Annotated in this window: 16 protein-coding genes; 9 read left to right on the top strand and 7 right to left on the bottom strand. The window is 43.1% G+C overall.

Annotated features, from left to right (window positions below):
- Positions 1-71 precede the first annotated feature (71 nt).
- From NZ043_RS04185 to NZ043_RS04175, 3 genes are all read left to right on the top strand, one after another.
- A complete protein-coding gene (locus tag NZ043_RS04185) occupies positions 72-1,070 on the top strand; it encodes an NADP-dependent oxidoreductase (RefSeq protein ID WP_289392889.1) in 999 nt (332 codons plus the stop codon).
- Positions 1,071-1,131: 61 nt separating this feature from the next.
- On the top strand, positions 1,132-1,710 hold the full coding sequence (locus NZ043_RS04180; protein WP_133387416.1) for a TetR/AcrR family transcriptional regulator: 579 nt from the start codon (positions 1,132-1,134) through the stop codon (positions 1,708-1,710).
- 89 nt (positions 1,711-1,799) lie between these two features.
- The gene (locus NZ043_RS04175) at positions 1,800-2,582 is read left to right on the top strand and encodes an SDR family oxidoreductase (RefSeq protein ID WP_133387417.1); all 783 of its coding nucleotides are present in this window, start codon (positions 1,800-1,802) and stop codon (positions 2,580-2,582) included.
- Positions 2,583-2,600: 18 nt separating this feature from the next.
- On the opposite strand, the gene NZ043_RS04170 is transcribed toward NZ043_RS04175, so the two are convergent.
- The 5 genes from NZ043_RS04170 to NZ043_RS04150 form a co-directional block, all read right to left on the bottom strand.
- Complete coding sequence (locus NZ043_RS04170) at positions 2,601-3,200, bottom strand: methyltransferase domain-containing protein (RefSeq protein ID WP_133387418.1); 600 nt, start codon at positions 3,198-3,200, stop codon at positions 2,601-2,603.
- A gap of 34 nt (positions 3,201-3,234) precedes the next feature.
- Positions 3,235-4,278 (bottom strand): HAMP domain-containing sensor histidine kinase, encoded by a 1,044-nt coding sequence (locus NZ043_RS04165; RefSeq protein ID WP_133387458.1) that lies wholly within the window; start codon positions 4,276-4,278, stop codon positions 3,235-3,237.
- A 49-nt stretch (positions 4,279-4,327) separates the two neighbouring features.
- Positions 4,328-5,008: a response regulator transcription factor gene (locus tag NZ043_RS04160; RefSeq protein WP_338588513.1), complete on the bottom strand. Its 681-nt coding sequence runs from the start codon at positions 5,006-5,008 to the stop codon at positions 4,328-4,330.
- An 89-nt stretch (positions 5,009-5,097) separates the two neighbouring features.
- Positions 5,098-5,664 carry a methyltransferase domain-containing protein gene (locus tag NZ043_RS04155; RefSeq protein WP_133387420.1) on the bottom strand — a complete coding sequence of 189 codons (567 nt, stop codon included), beginning with the start codon at positions 5,662-5,664 and terminating at the stop codon, positions 5,098-5,100.
- 45 nt (positions 5,665-5,709) lie between these two features.
- Positions 5,710-6,213, bottom strand: coding sequence for a DedA family protein (locus NZ043_RS04150; protein WP_133387421.1), 504 nt, complete (start codon positions 6,211-6,213; stop codon positions 5,710-5,712).
- An 865-nt stretch (positions 6,214-7,078) separates the two neighbouring features.
- On the opposite strand from NZ043_RS04150, the gene NZ043_RS04145 reads away from it, so the two are divergent.
- A complete protein-coding gene (locus NZ043_RS04145) occupies positions 7,079-7,666 on the top strand; it encodes a sigma-70 family RNA polymerase sigma factor (protein ID WP_133387422.1) in 588 nt (195 codons plus the stop codon).
- A complete protein-coding gene (locus NZ043_RS04140) occupies positions 7,653-8,402 on the top strand; it encodes a DUF3600 domain-containing protein (RefSeq protein WP_339310769.1) in 750 nt (249 codons plus the stop codon). The genes NZ043_RS04145 and NZ043_RS04140 overlap by 14 nt, the downstream gene beginning before the upstream one ends.
- A gap of 73 nt (positions 8,403-8,475) precedes the next feature.
- On the opposite strand, the gene NZ043_RS04135 is transcribed toward NZ043_RS04140, so the two are convergent.
- Positions 8,476-9,351, bottom strand: a complete 876-nt coding sequence (locus NZ043_RS04135; RefSeq protein ID WP_339310767.1) for an AraC family transcriptional regulator — start codon at positions 9,349-9,351, stop codon at positions 8,476-8,478.
- 108 nt (positions 9,352-9,459) lie between these two features.
- On the opposite strand from NZ043_RS04135, the gene NZ043_RS04130 reads away from it, so the two are divergent.
- Positions 9,460-10,617: a Gfo/Idh/MocA family oxidoreductase gene (locus NZ043_RS04130; protein ID WP_339310765.1), complete on the top strand. Its 1,158-nt coding sequence runs from the start codon at positions 9,460-9,462 to the stop codon at positions 10,615-10,617.
- Positions 10,618-11,001: 384 nt separating this feature from the next.
- Positions 11,002-11,217 (top strand): AraC family transcriptional regulator, encoded by a 216-nt coding sequence (locus tag NZ043_RS04125; RefSeq protein WP_240768332.1) that lies wholly within the window; start codon positions 11,002-11,004, stop codon positions 11,215-11,217.
- A gap of 131 nt (positions 11,218-11,348) precedes the next feature.
- Here the strand turns inward: NZ043_RS04125 and NZ043_RS04120 are convergent, their stop codons facing one another.
- On the bottom strand, positions 11,349-11,669 hold the full coding sequence (locus NZ043_RS04120) for a helix-turn-helix domain-containing protein (protein ID WP_036605715.1): 321 nt from the start codon (positions 11,667-11,669) through the stop codon (positions 11,349-11,351).
- Positions 11,670-12,084: 415 nt separating this feature from the next.
- On the opposite strand from NZ043_RS04120, the gene zwf reads away from it, so the two are divergent.
- Both zwf and gnd read left to right on the top strand, forming a co-directional pair.
- Entirely contained in the window at positions 12,085-13,539 is a 1,455-nt protein-coding gene (zwf, locus tag NZ043_RS04115) for a glucose-6-phosphate dehydrogenase (RefSeq protein ID WP_339310763.1), read from the top strand.
- 544 nt (positions 13,540-14,083) lie between these two features.
- On the top strand, positions 14,084-14,977 hold the full coding sequence (gnd, locus tag NZ043_RS04110) for a phosphogluconate dehydrogenase (NAD(+)-dependent, decarboxylating) (RefSeq protein WP_062838007.1): 894 nt from the start codon (positions 14,084-14,086) through the stop codon (positions 14,975-14,977).
- Positions 14,978-15,062: the final 85 nt, after the last annotated feature.

Here is a 15,062-nt window from a genome sequence, read left to right as displayed (position 1 = left end):
CATCGTAGTGTCAGTGTAAATAATCTTGAGTTCAACTTTTATAGTCTACAAGCAAAGGAAGAGGATAAATGATGAGAGCAGCTCAAATACAGAAATACTCCAAAAAAATCCAAGTGGAAATCAATAATATTGAGATACCTCAGATTCATAGCCGTGAGGTCCTTGTCAAAGTGAAAGCTGCAGGTGTAAATCCGCTGGATATCTTGAATATGAATGGCAGTGTTCGGATGATTGCCGACTATAAGTTACCTCTAACTTTAGGGAATGAATTATCGGGTGTCATTGAAGCCGTCGGTGATGATGTTTTGAAATTTAAAGTGGGTGATAAGGTTTATACCAGGTTGCCACTGAATAAAATTGGTGCTTTTGCTGAATACGCCGCTGTGCATGAGGATGCCTTATCCATAATGCCTGAAAATCTGTCTTTTATCGAAGCTGCTGCGGTACCCCTTACTGCCTTGACCGCATATCAAGCATTGCATGATGTACTCCGAGCTGAACCGAATAAAAAGTTGTTTATTCCTGGCGGAACTGGTGGATTCGGTGCGATGGCCATCCCGATTGCCAAGTCCATGGGGCTAACGGTGATTACAAGTGGCAGTGAACGGGGCAGAGCACGTAGTTTATCCATTGGAGCAGATCAATTCATTGATTATAAGACCGAGCAGTATGCTGATATTCTGTCCGATATTGATTATGTGATCGACACCTTGGGTGCGGACGAGATCAAAGCTGAACTGAGCATTTTGAAACCACAGGGCAAATTAGTCTCTTTGAAGGCAGGACCCAATTATCGCTTTGCACTGGACAGTCAATTCCCGTTGTGGAAAAGAGCATTGTTTGGTCTCGTAGGTGCACGCCTGGATTCTTTAGCGCGTAAGAATCAAAATGAATATCGTTTTTTATTTGTGCACTCCAGTGGAGTTCAATTGCAAGAGATTACAGCTTTTGTAGAAAAAGAAGACATTAAACCTTCGATCGATTCTACGTATACGTTTGATGACATTGAAAAGGCATTGATTAAAGTATCCACGGGTCACTCCCAGGGCAAAGTCATTGTTACCTTTTAAAGGCTCGTTAAGATGATGCTCATGCTATTCAATGTTCGTTTTCTGAACAGGAGGGAAGCCAATGGCGAGAAGCAAAGAGTTCGAAGAGTCTGTTGTACTGGATAAAGCGATGAGACTTTTTTGGGAACAAGGCTATGAGAAGACATCTATGACGGATCTGGTTAATCATATGGGAATTCATCGTAAAAGTTTGTATGACACATTTGGTGACAAACACACCTTATTTCTAAAGACAGTAGATCTGTATGATCACAAAATCAGCTCAGCCCTTGCAGCAGGCGTAAAGCGTTCTCAAACGGCAACGGAAGCACTTCAGTTTATATTTCTTTCTTTAATTCATGGAGAGGAATCTCCAGCATCAGGCTGCTTTATTGTCAATTCGACGGTAGAATTGGCGGCACGCGATGACGACATGAACCACCGGTCGACGGAGATGTTTGCAAATACGGAGAAACTAATCAAGGACATTATTGTGTGGGGACAGCAAGAAGGTGAATTCACAACGGAGTACAACGCCGAGGTATTGGCGGAATATCTGCATAACGTTAGCATTGGGTTAAGGGGGATGGCCAAGACTTCGATGACCAAGGAAAAACTTCTTCGTATAGCGATGCTATCCACGGATTTCATACTAAGGTAGTCTATTTTTTTTACATTAAAAGAATGTTCGTTCTAATATGGGTGTTCCAGATGAAACATATTTTATAGAAAAGAGAGGCAGGTAACGATATGAGAAAGACAGTTCTAATCACAGGGGTATCGGGTGGGATCGGTAAAGAGTTAGCGGATCGGTTTGCCAAAGGTGGACATCATATTGTGCTGGTAGCACGAAGTGAGGGTAAAATACAGGATCTAGCTCAGGAGTATCAGAAAAAGTATGGCATTCAGGCGACGGTTATTGCCAAAGATGTAGCGGCACCTGGGGTACCACAGGAGATTTATCATGAGCTGAAGGAAAAGGGCATTGTTGTTGACTATCTTATCAACAATGCAGGTTTCGGTCTGTTCGGGACGTTTATGGAAACGGATATGGAACAAGAAGTTAATATGATTGACGTGAATATCAAGGCTTTAACCGTCATGACAAAGCTATTCTTGCCGGATATGATACAACGTGGGCACGGCGGTGTGATGAATGTGGCCTCGTTGGTAGGATTTTTCCCTGGACCGATGATGTCGGTATATTATGCAACAAAGGCATACGTGCTTTCGTTCACCGAGGCTTTGGAGAATGAAGTAAGCGGAACTGGCGTTACGGTGACGGCACTGTGCCCAGGCCTGACATCCACCGGGTTTGTTGATCGTTCGGGTATGGGTGTCTCGAAGATGTTGCAGGGCCCGATCATGGAAGCAGGACAGGTCGCTGAAGAAGGGTATCAAGGCTTCTTACGTGGCAAGACGTTAATTATGCCTGGTGCTCGAAACCGATTCATCGCGTTTATGCCTCGGTTGTTGCCGCGTAAGATGATGACTCGAATGATAAGATCCTCCCAAGACAAGACAGGACATTAAACATTTAAAAAGGATAAATCAGATCTTCTCCAATTCACTTGTTTCACTGTCTCCTTCATCTTGTCTTTTACGACAAACATACACAAAAACAGGAGGGAAGCTGAAAGGCACAAATTGAATTTTCTCCATTTCAAATAACTCAACTAATTGTTCCTTCATATGAAGTGTGTACTGGTACAAAACTAAGGTGCCTCCAGGTCGGAGCGCTGTATGAATCTGTGACAGGATGTTTTGTCTCATTTCTCTGGAAAAATTAAAAAAGGGCAGTCCGCAAATGATGCTATCCAACTGATGGATATGTTCTTGATTGATCCTTTTCAACAGATAGGATGCATTTGAATGGAACATGAATTCAGGATATGTTTTCTTCAGATTACTTCTCATCTTGGGGTCTCTTTCAAATAAAAACACGGTTGCAGATTTCGGTAAATGTGCTCTCATGAGACGTGTGACGGCACCTGTTCCTGGCCCCAGCTCAGCAATGGTTCTAACCTCATCCCATCGTACAGAATGGACGATTTTACGGGCTAGAAATTTGGAACTGGGCAGGAGACTGCCTACTCGTTTGGGGTTCCTCAGAAATCCTTGCAGGAAAAGAAGTGGTTCGGATGTTTTCATCGCGGTATCCTCCATGGTTGAATTCATTGATGGTTCACTTGATGTTGGAAGGCAAGTTTAACTCGAATGTAAATACGTTATGTGTATGTTGAAGCATCAAGGTACCTTGATGTAGCTCTGCAATGTTTTTAGCTATCGAAAGACCTAAACCTGACCCCGCTTGAATGCCTTCACTGCTTCTTGAATAATCCACCTTATAAAAACGGTCAAACAGTTTATCTTTTTGCTCCATTGTGAGCGGCGCACTTTTATTTTCGACTTGAATGGTAATGTGCTCATGGTGCATACTCATTCGAATGTGAATCAAACCAGGTTTAAAGGAATACTTCAGGGCGTTCATGAGAAGATTATCGATAGCACGAGCAATCTTGTCACTATCCACGTAGGCCATAATTGGGGCATTACCGATCTCTTTCTCGATATGAATATCATTCTCCTGAGCTAAAGGTTCAAATTCAAACAACAATTGGTCTAATAGCTGATATAGGTCAACCTTTTTCAAATCCAATTGGGTATCTACTGAGGTTAGACGTGTATATTCGAATAAATCATCGAGCAGCTTCTTTAGATGCGTTGCCTTGTTATAGGTGTTTTGAATGAAGCGGTCATACTCTGCTTTGTCTTGAAATGATTCTGTTCTAAGAAGCTCAATATACCCGATGATGCTGGTAAGCGGTGTGCGCAGGTCATGCGAGATCCCCGTAATCATGTCCATCTTGGATTTCTCCAGCTCGCGCTCTTTGATGATCTGCAGCTGCAACTGTTCAGTCATGTGATTGATGTTGGAAGCGACGCGTCCAAGTTCATCTTGTCGATTGACAGGTACCCGATAGTCCAGATTGCCTTCTGAGATGAATTGAAGTCCTTGCTCTAAAGTAATGAGATCTCTCACTATTTTTCGTGTGGAAAACAAAAAAATTAACGTGAAAATTACGATGAAAATTGGTGTTAGAACATAAGGAAAGATGTAGAGAAGTGAAGGCCAATTAAATTTTTCACTAATTTTTGCGGCACCTATGATCAACATATTATTTACACCCACAGAACCAACAAACGAAATCAATAAACTGATCAACATTCGATATAGGATGTTAATCTGTATCTTTTTTTTAAACTGTGGTAATCGTTTAATCAATTTTATAACCCACTCCCCATACCGTTTTAATATACTGAGGTTCCCGTGGATTCACTTCCAGCTTTTCTCGCAGGTTACGAATATGAACCATCACCGTATTATCGGAATACCCGTAAGGTTCTTTCCATACGGTTTCGTAAATCTTCTCGGAGCTAAATACTTGTCCAGGATGGCTGGCAAGCAACACCAGAATGGAAAACTCCAGTGGTGTAAGCGAAATATCATTTTCTTTGAGCTTCACGGAATGTTTACTTGTATCGATGACAAGGTCCTTGATCAAAATAAGTGAATTGGATTCTGGTTTTCCAATCAGTGTTTGACGTCGTAACTGAGCTTTAACGCGAGCCAGCAATTCTAGCGGATTAAACGGTTTGACCATGTAATCATCAGCCCCGGTAGTCAGGCCAGTGATTTTATCAATGTCTTCTTCCTTGGCGGATAGCATTATAATCGGAGTGGATGATACTTCTCTTATTTTGAAGCAGGCTTTGATTCCGTCCATGATGGGCATCATGACATCCAGTATTACGAGTTGGACCGATGTTGTTTTGATAATATTTAGCGCTTCCTCACCATTGGTTGCTTCAATGACCTGATATCCTTCGTTACGTAAATAGACATGAATGACATCACGGATATCGGGTTCATCATCAACCACGAGAACGGTATTCACAATTCAACACTCCTTTTATGACCTGTTTTAAATTAATTTATATTTCTTATAAAGAGGATAATATCAGTGTAAACGATAGCCTAAGATGTTTAAATTGTTTCCTTTTTGCGACAGACATAAACGAACGCAGGTGGGATATTCAAAGGCACTAATTCTATTTTTTCGATGATAAAGTGCTCCGATAATGTTTTTTTCATTTGAAGTGAATATTGAAAGGCGATGAATAACCCTCCAGGTTTGAGTGCCTTATGGATCTGGTCTACCAACGTATTTCTTAATTCAGGCTCAAAGTTGAAGAAGGGCAATCCGCTAAAAATGTAATCCAGTTGCTGAACGCCCTCTTGCTTCATGGATTCCACTAATCGAGCGGCGTCTGGATAACAGGAGAACTCCGGGTATGCCGTCTTAAGAGTATTCCTCATCGTTTCGTTCATCTCAAACAACAACACCTTCGTTGAACCCTGCACCTCTTGTTGAATATAACGAGTGATAGCACCTGTACCCGATCCGAGTTCAGCGACTGCTTTTGCCTCCAGCCAAGAAGCTTGATTCACCATTTTGTTGGCGAGAAACCGGGAACTGGGTATGATGCTACCGACATGTTTAGGGCTTTGAAGAAAGCTTTTCAGAAATAAAATGGGTTCATTGGAATTCATGTTTGTGGTTCCTCCGTATATGTGATGGTCTGTTATCAAAACCAGTTAGAGATGTAATAATTGCAGCGTAGAAAGAATGGGACCACCGAAGTAAATTCCCGCTGTAAAATACGTTATGGTCCATAACAAAGCACTGGAATAGGATATAAGAGCAAATTTTCTATACTGCACGCCACTGAGTCCCATCACCAAAGGGAGAACATATCGCACGATTGGAATGAACAAACCGATGCACATCGCCCAATTGCCACTCTTATTTAGAATCAGTTCAGCCTTGACGAAGTGTTTATGATGTTGAAATCTGTGTTTTATCTTGGTTCCAAATAACTTCCCTGCAAAATAAGCAAAGGTAATGGCCGTTAATAGTCCTGATAAAATACAGAAGTATGTGATCCATGAATTGATAACTCCTGTGTGGCTCAAAATGGCACCGCTGATAATCGTGATTTCATTTGGAATTGGAATCCCGAAAGGCCCCAATGAGAAGGCAAAATAAAAAATCAGATATCCATACTGATGAAGTAGCTCTAAGATCGTATTACTGATCATTGTTTTGCCTCCTCTCTTGTTGATATAGCAATCTTAATGAAAAAAACTAAGGAATTAATGAGCATAAATCTGAAGAAAATCTAAAGAATACATAAGCAAAGCCACACAACTACGTTAAAGAGAAAAAAGCCTTGCCAACGTACTGGCAAGACTTGAATAGGTGGACATACTCAGGAGCGGTGATCAAGTGATATGAATTTCTGAATAACAAATAAAGCTTGTCTCGAAAAGGAACTTATAAGTGAGCTCGAGTTGATTATCTATATCTTTATCTGCAAGGAAGAGGATGAGCATCAAAGAAGAGCCGAGACGTCATAATGACGACTCAGCTCTTTTTTATGTCCGATAAGCAAGGATTTTTTGAAATCAGATTATTGTAGGAAATAGAACCAGTTGAATTTTATACCAGCAACAAAAAACAAAACAATCCATCCCCATAGAAACAGTAAACGTAAAGGTCGTGGAATCAGGAGATATTCTGAGTACAATTTGCTGAAAAGTTTCATTACAGTAGTGACCACCCCTGCTAAGTTACTCCCTTATATCCGCTCTCGCAAGAAAAAGAAGTAAGAAGATAAGATAACCAAGATCCCAATAAGTCTATATACCGTAGCGTAGGCCTCAAGGTTGCTTCTGGCGATTACAAATCCGATGATCGAAATAGATAATATCAAAAGACCAAAGGGAATCTTATAACTCAGACGAAAAACCTCCAGTTATATCAAAATTAGGTATATTATATCATGATACACACCAGAGGTCTTTTTTTGTATCAGATTCAGCCATACCTACTCATTCAATAAATAAATCGAACGAAATAATGCTGTCATGCCAATATATAGTGTAAGGAGGAGGGGGATGGATAATGAGTGAGCATGATGAGTACATAGAACTTGTAACGTTAATACGGGCTGGGCGTGAAGAAGCATATGGAGAATTATATGAGAAAACAGTGACGGGGGTATATCAAACGGTGCGATTTCTCATCAAGGACAAGTCTGACGCGGAGGATGTGGTACAGGAGATTTACATTCAGGCGTATCGATCATTGGCGCGATATGATGCGGAGCGTGCTTTTCGTCCCTGGTTAATGGGTGTGACGATGCGGCAGGTCCAGAGTTATCGACGCAAAAGATTGATGCAGTTTCGGTTTGGCAAGCGGATCGAAAAATCTGACGTGGGACTAGAATATGATTTTTCCACTGATCTGATCAACAAACTGGCTAATCGTCCTCTGCTGGAACAGGTGCGCCGTTTGCCGTACAAGCTGCAGCAGGTGGTCACCCTTCATTATTTGAATGAATACACGCAAGAGGAGATTGCTGACATATTGGAGATTCCGCTTGGAACCGTAAAATCGCGCATACATGCGGCGCTGGCGAAGTTGAGACAGAAAGAGAAGATGAATCCGAGATTGCGGGGAAAGGTGGAGAATCTGCATGAAACTCGATGAACAGTTGCGAACAGCCTACAAGGAAGAAACCAAAGACTGGTCCATCTCTGCGAGTATTAAACACAAAATGATGGATAGTATTCGAAGTGATTCACACATCAGAAGATATCGAAAAAAATGGCTGGTCACGGGGCTCTTGGCTGCTGTACTCATTATTCCCACCGGTGCCTACGCAGGGTACACCTATCTCGCAGACGGAATATATGGTTCACAGGAAAACATCACAGCTATGGGGGGAACAGCTGAGGATTATATGAGGTTGGAAGCAAAGTTGCAGACGGCCAAGGCCCATTTCAGCGAAGAAGAATTTGTTCAATATATGGACTTGCTAAAGCAATTAGGGCAAATGGCCGTGAAGTATGCCGATTCTCAGGGCAATATGCATCCAGAGCAGTGGAGTACAGTGGAGCAGGAACGATATAACCTTCTTGCAGCTGAGCTGGAACCGTTTTTCGAGAAGCTGGAAGCTGTGAGTGTAGGGTCCTCCAAAAAACGGATGGACGAGGAGCAATTTTGGACGGAACAGTTGGAACAGGCAGAGAAGACATTTACCAAGGAACAATATCGTGAGTTCAAGTCTGTCTATGAACAAATGAAGAAATACAAAGTTATGGTGATGGACAAGGATGGAAGTATTCATGAGGAACGTTTGTCGGCGGAGCAGAAGGATGATTTAAACCAGCTAGAGAGACGCCTAATCCCCTATTTGAAACGGTTAGAGCTCAATTTGCGTTAATTCGGGTGAACTGTGAAAGTGGAGAAGAAGCGGAGAAGTGAATTTTTTCGCTTCGTTCTTGTTGTTGTGACTGTTACTTCCTCCCCTGCACCTTCAGCCGATACTGATGCGGCGTAGAGCTTGTGGCAGTACGGAATACTTTGCAAAAGTAGGAGGGGCTGGTCATACCGACACGGTGACCGATTTCGGGAACGGTGAGCGAGGAACGGGTGAGCAGCACACAGGCATGACGAATGCGGGTAGCTTGAGCATAAGCAACAATCGTGGTGCCAGTCGCTTTTTTGAATACATGAGATAGATGATAGGGGGACAGATGAAGTGTATCTGCGATATGCTCCAAACGAAAAGGCTCTTGGTAATGCTCCTCAATCCATTGCATGATGGCTTCGGCATGAGGGTGAAGAACGTTTGCACTGGACGAGAGTACATCTTGGGAGCGGTGTTGCTGCCCGTCCTGCCACAGATAGCGAAGTTGTGCGAGCAGATCCAATAAAAAGAGGCGTGTATCCTCCTCTATTTCATGAGGAAGCAGACCTGGATACGTATCTGCATATTGTTCCATTCGTTGAACGAGTGGGGATGTGGCAGCAAGTCGGATGGGCTGAATGGGGGATTGCTCTTCCAGCAGATCCTGTATGAAGTCGTGAGTAACAATAAATTGGGGCCAATGTGCCTTCAGTAGATCAAGTTCAACCATGAGTACATTTCGAATGAAAGGCTGCTGTCTGGATACCTGAATCTGGATGTGGTGCAATTGAAAAGGTCGAAAAATCATGAGCATACCGGGTTCAAGGGAGAAAACCTGACCTTCGGTTATCAACTGCCCATATCCTTCGTGAATATAGGTTATCTCCAGCTGCGAATGAGCATGGAACACTTCGCGAAACGTAGTGTTGGATGTCCGACGACAGGCCAGATTAAATTGTTCTCCCAGGATGATAGACAACATGAATGCCTCCCTTATCATGCGCAAGATAGTTTTATTTTAGCACAAGATGAACGCATAAAAGCGCTTTATTATTGTGTATTGTGAAGGGAATAAGGGAGGTATGCAACGATGTTAAAAGTAGCGATTATCGGAGCAGGTGCAATTAGTGGGGCACATATCTCAGCATATTTGGCATTCCCAGAGCGATGTCAGATTGTTGCTGTGGTCGATATGTACGTGGATAAGGCAGAGAAGCGAATTAACGAATATGGGCTGGAAGATGCACAAGCCGTTACGGATTACACAGAGTTACTTGCCCAAAACATTGATCTGGTATCAGTCTGTACGCCGCCGTATACACATGCTTCAATTGCGTGTGATTTCATGCAAGCAAGTGCGCATGTGTTGGTCGAAAAACCGATGGCCTCTTCCCTGGAGGAAGCGGATCTGATGTTGAGAGCAGCGCAAAAAAGTGGCAAGTTACTATCTGTAGTAGCACAGAATCGGTTTACAACACCGATGATGAAACTGAAAGGTGTGCTAGACAGTAAACGGATGGGCCCCATCGTACATGTGCAGGTTGATTCTTTCTGGTGGCGGGGTCACAATTATTATGATCTGTGGTGGCGCGGGACATGGGAAAAAGAAGGCGGAGGCTGCACCCTCAATCATGCAGTGCATCATATTGATGCCATGCTTTGGATGATGGGACCTCCAGTGGAATTGCAGGCCATGATGGCAAATACGGCACATGATAATGCCGAAGTTGAGGATATATCCATGGCGATGCTTCGCTTCCAGGAAGGGGCGCTTGGCATGATTACCAGTTCGGTCGTGCATCACGGAGAGGAGCAGCAGTTAATTTTTCAGGGCAAAGAAGCCCGGGTATCTGCACCTTGGAAAGTGGTTGCTTCTACAGCACGGAGTAACGGATTTCCAGAATCCAATCAAGAGCTGGAACAGCAGATTCAGAAGCTGGCTGACGAATTACCGGATGTTGTTCATGTCGGTCACGCTGGGCAAGTTGAGAATGTGTTAAATGCTATTGAGACAAGATCACCCCTTCTGGTAGATGGAGAAAGTGGTCGAAATACGCTTGAACTGATTGTGGGTATCTATAAGTCGGCAAGCACGGGAGAAAAGGTTATTTTTCCAATAGGAGCGGAAGACGCGTTTTACACAAGAGAAGGAATTATGCAACATGCCGTACACTTTTATGAAAAGAAGACGACGGTGGAGAACTTCGAGGATTCGAGTATTACGCTTGGGAGCAAGTTGAATTCGTAGTATTTTACGTGAAAAAGATGCTCCTCACATAAGTGAGAATGGGCATCTTTTTTTTGTACTAGATCCATTACACCTACCTCACGATAAAAAATTAATACACCCGGTTTTTCCATCCATTTAACTCGCAATCGCTTCAAGATAATAATCTCCATAGTCATGGATTAGATCAATAAAAAGAGGGAGAAAATGAAACGCTTTCGCAGTTAGCGGATTCACGTCATTTGAGAAACTTGGAGAAGAGGATGCAATGGATTGAAGAGCATTTCAAATATGAGATCAGATTAGACCAGATAGCGGCAGATGTTCACCTGCCCAAATCGTATGCTTACCGCATTTTCATCAAGACACAGGTAGCAGCATTACGGAATACGTCAAAGCTTGAATGTGCAGTATGCCTACTCGCTCCTTGAGACAACAACACTTTCGGTGGACGAGAATGGCAGACATGCAGGGTTTTCAAGTGGATCGTATTTCATCCAGTTATTTCGCAAATCTGCGGAGATGACCCTGCTGCAGTATCGGCAACAATTTGAACAGATAAGTAAGCATTCATTTGGTTTGCAAAAAGTAGCGTTATTACGTCTCAATATATACAATTAGTATTTACCGTTTGAAGTAAATAAATCCCGGCTGTGGATTGCACTAGCCAGTTGCTAAATGCGATACTCCACCTCCGGGATTGCACATCGGTAACCTTCAAGCTAAATAAACCTTAAGGATTCCTCAAGTTGTTACAGCCACTTATCAGCCCAACGTTCCACGGCGCTTAATGCTCTCCCCAGTTCCGTGCCTTTTCGTGACAACATATATTCAGTTCGAACTGGACGTTCCGTGACCACATGGCGAACCACAAGTCCTTCTTCCTCCAATTCCTTCATTCGCTCATTTAACACACGTTTGCTCAAGTCAGGGATATAAGCGTGAATCTCACTGAAGCGTTTGGGTTCCTCCATCAACGCATGGATAATGAGGGCTACCCATTTTCGGCCAATGATCTGATAAGATTGTTCCACTTTTGTACATATTTGCTTGGCATTCTCATCATCGCTCATGATTGTACTCCTTTGATTTAGTATTGCTTGTAATATCATTAGTATACTTATTGTAACCTACTTGTCCACAGGCCATATGTGTAAAATGTCACATACCAATTGTTCTTAATCTTACCACATAAAGCGTTATCATCAAATAAAAACCCTATAAACACTGGAGTTCACAGGTTCGACACGATTGTTGACGAATTGTGACGACAGGTGTAATATGGGTAACGTTAATTCAAATGGTTACAATTTATAACCTATAAACAGGTTGTGGAGAGAAGGAATGTTCCATGGTTGAATTCAGGTGCGCTATATAAACGGAGGCAAGGCGGGGAACACACCCACTTATTCCGTCTTTTGTCATGCTTGGATTTGAACATTTTGCAACATCATATACTATACTGCACAGATCACAGGAGGCACTCCAATGGATGCAATGACATTTGTCCTGTTCGGGGCAACAGGCGATTTAGCCAAACGCAAGATTTACCCTGCATTATATAACTTGTACATGGATCAGAAAATGCCGAAATCTTTCTCCGTTATCGGATTGGGACGACGTGAATTGTCGGATATGGACTTCCAGGCCAATGTTGAAAAGTCACTGCACGAATTCTCACGTCAGACGCCAGAAGAAGCATCTCAGGTTCGTGATTTCATTGGAGCTTTCCGTTATTGTTCTTTAAATAATACGAAGCTTGAAGATTACACCAAACTGTTGGAGTTGGTTCAACAGCGTGAACAAGAGCTTAACATTCCCGAAAACCGCATGTTCTACATGTCGGTGGCACCGGAATTCTTTGAGCCAATCGCATTAAACATTCAAGAAAGTGGCCTGGGTAACACCAAAGGCTGGAAGAAACTGATTATCGAAAAACCATTCGGACACGATCTGCAATCGGCTCGTGATCTGAACGAAAAACTGAGCAATACCTTTGCGGAAGAAGAGATCTATCGCATTGACCATTTCCTCGGTAAACCGATGGTTCAAAATATTGAGACGCTCACCTATGCAAATCCGGTAATTCAGGCGTTGTGGTCTAACCGTTATATTGCCAATGTACAAATCACGGCAAGTGAGACGGTGGGTGTTGAAGAACGTGCCGCGTATTACGACCAAAGCGGTGCCCTTCGTGACATGTTCCAGAACCATATGCTTCAGTTGCTGATGATGATTGGTTTGCATTTGCCAAAACGTTGCACACCGGAAGAAATTCAATTCAAAAAACAAAAAATTGCTGAAGCACTTCGTCCGTTGACAAAAGAAAATATCGCTTCTGAAGTTGTTCGGGCGCAATATGCAGCAGGTGAGCTGCAAGGCGCTTCGGTTGTTGGATATCTGGACGAGCCTGGCATCCCAGCCGGATCTCAGAACGAGACCTATGTTGCCGCAAGACTTTGGATCGATGATCCGTTCTGGAGCGAGGTTCCATTTTATATCCGTACAGGTAAACGCCTGGCTGAGAAATCCACCAGAATCGTTGTTGAATTCAAGTCTCCACTCAAAACGGGGCATGAATCCGAGAATACAACGGAACCTAACCTGCTTACGATTGAAATTGGTCCGGGAGAAAGTATTTCCCTTCAATTAAATGCGAAGAATCCGTTGAACCATGGTGAAGTGGAACCAATGCATATGACCTTCAACTCCGGTAAACGTAATATCCCTGAAGCATACGAGAATCTGATCTTTGATGCGATGCGTGGAGATTCCACCTTCTTTGCTCACTGGAACGAAGTGGAGCTGGCATGGCAATGGGTGCAACCGATTCAGGAAGCATTCGAAGCTGGCAGCGTGCCACTGGATACGTACAGTGCAGGTTCGCATGGACCAGAGTCAGCAGATCGCCTGACAGCAGCAGACGGCTACCGTTGGTGGTAAGTGAAACGAAAAAGCGAGCATAAGAGAACACAATAGTAAAAACAACAGTACAATCCGTTCTGCTCACCCATGAACATTTTGCACAATCCAAATGCTTCTTCCAAGTCAACAGGATATAGAACGAGATGTTTTATTACCTTAGAGCTTGAACTCAGAAGCGAGTTGGATCGAAGGTAAATTGTTGATATAACACAGTATCTATTACGAATTATACCGTTCCAATTTTGCATAAGCCCTTCCGGTTATGTTTGCCGGAAGGCCGTGAAAATTTTTGAATATAGATTAGCTGTTCAGTTTTGAAAATGGGTTGGCTTAAATGCTGAGAATGTAGTGTAGGGGACGAAATCGATTCTGTAGAAGCAAAGCGTTCGCCTTTATCCCCGGATTTTCTCCTATATAGGAGATTCAAAAAAAATCTGGGGATAACAGCGATCAAAAGAACGATTCGTTACCGGAACGGTTACTTCGCCAAACGTTAAGCACTTATTTTTAATATTGAGCGCACATGAAATTTAAACATTGTTCATAACAGGAGGATTTTGAAATGAAACTTGGACTTGTCGGATTAGGAAAAATGGGATTGAACCTGGGTAGAAACCTGATTGATCACAAACACGAAGTGGTTGCTTTTGACCTGAACGCTGAAGCAGTAAATGAAATGAAAGAATACGGCGCTGAAGGCGTATCTTCTTACGCAGAGATGGTGGCTTCGCTCGAATCCCCACGTGTATTGTGGATCATGGTTCCCCACAACGTGGTAGACGCTGTGCTGGCTGAAGTTAGCCCATTGTTGTCCAAAGGCGACATCATTATTGAAGCGGGTAACTCCCACTACAAAGAATCCATCCGTCGCTACGAAGAGATGAAAACTAAAGGCATTCACTACATGGATGCAGGTACATCTGGCGGTATGGAAGGCGCACGTAATGGAGCATGTTATATGATCGGTGGAGACCCGGAAGCTTGGGCCATCGTTGAACCGGCATTCAAAGATACTTCCGTGGAGAATGGCTACCTGTATGCTGGTAAAGCGGGCAGCGGTCACTTCCTCAAAATGGTTCACAATGGTATCGAGTACGGTATGATGGCATCCATCGGTGAAGGTTTTGACGTATTGGAGAAAAGTGGATTTGATTTCGACTTCGAACAAGTGGCTCGCGTATGGAACAACGGTTCCGTTATCCGCTCTTGGTTGATGGAGCTGACAGAACGTGCCTTCTCCAAAGATGCAAACCTCGATGAGATTAAAGGCGTAATGCACTCTTCCGGTGAAGGACGTTGGACGGTAGAAACGGCATTTGACCTTCAAACCGCTACACCGGTTATCGCGTTGTCCTTGCTGATGCGTTACCGTTCCCTGGAGACAGACACATTCACAGGTAAAGTGGTAGCAGCATTGCGTAATGAATTTGGCGGTCACGCTGTAGAGAAAAATTAATTTTATATATAACTGTTAACATATGATGAGAATCGGGTAATGACTTATATCGTGTTTACGAATTCATCAAGTGGAGGTAACATAT

Origin of the sequence: Paenibacillus sp. FSL k6-2145 (assembly GCF_037976585.1) — a bacterium.
Lineage (GTDB): Bacteria > Bacillota > Bacilli > Paenibacillales > Paenibacillaceae > Paenibacillus.
This window is presented reverse-complemented; position numbering and strand designations above follow the sequence as displayed.

Coding starts and splice junctions, on each gene's coding strand:
- NZ043_RS04185 (WP_289392889.1), top strand. CDS start 72: ATGAGAGCAGCTCAAATACAGAAATACTCCAAAAAAATCCAAGTGGAA.
- NZ043_RS04180 (WP_133387416.1), top strand. CDS start 1,132: ATGGCGAGAAGCAAAGAGTTCGAAGAGTCTGTTGTACTGGATAAAGCG.
- NZ043_RS04175 (WP_133387417.1), top strand. CDS start 1,800: ATGAGAAAGACAGTTCTAATCACAGGGGTATCGGGTGGGATCGGTAAA.
- NZ043_RS04170 (WP_133387418.1), bottom strand. CDS start 3,200: ATGAAAACATCCGAACCACTTCTTTTCCTGCAAGGATTTCTGAGGAAC.
- NZ043_RS04165 (WP_133387458.1), bottom strand. CDS start 4,278: ATGTTGATCAGTTTATTGATTTCGTTTGTTGGTTCTGTGGGTGTAAAT.
- NZ043_RS04155 (WP_133387420.1), bottom strand. CDS start 5,664: ATGAATTCCAATGAACCCATTTTATTTCTGAAAAGCTTTCTTCAAAGC.
- NZ043_RS04150 (WP_133387421.1), bottom strand. CDS start 6,213: ATGATCAGTAATACGATCTTAGAGCTACTTCATCAGTATGGATATCTG.
- NZ043_RS04145 (WP_133387422.1), top strand. CDS start 7,079: ATGAGTGAGCATGATGAGTACATAGAACTTGTAACGTTAATACGGGCT.
- NZ043_RS04140 (WP_339310769.1), top strand. CDS start 7,653: ATGAAACTCGATGAACAGTTGCGAACAGCCTACAAGGAAGAAACCAAA.
- NZ043_RS04135 (WP_339310767.1), bottom strand. CDS start 9,351: ATGTTGTCTATCATCCTGGGAGAACAATTTAATCTGGCCTGTCGTCGG.
- NZ043_RS04130 (WP_339310765.1), top strand. CDS start 9,460: ATGTTAAAAGTAGCGATTATCGGAGCAGGTGCAATTAGTGGGGCACAT.
- NZ043_RS04120 (WP_036605715.1), bottom strand. CDS start 11,669: ATGAGCGATGATGAGAATGCCAAGCAAATATGTACAAAAGTGGAACAA.
- zwf (WP_339310763.1), top strand. CDS start 12,085: ATGGATGCAATGACATTTGTCCTGTTCGGGGCAACAGGCGATTTAGCC.
- gnd (WP_062838007.1), top strand. CDS start 14,084: ATGAAACTTGGACTTGTCGGATTAGGAAAAATGGGATTGAACCTGGGT.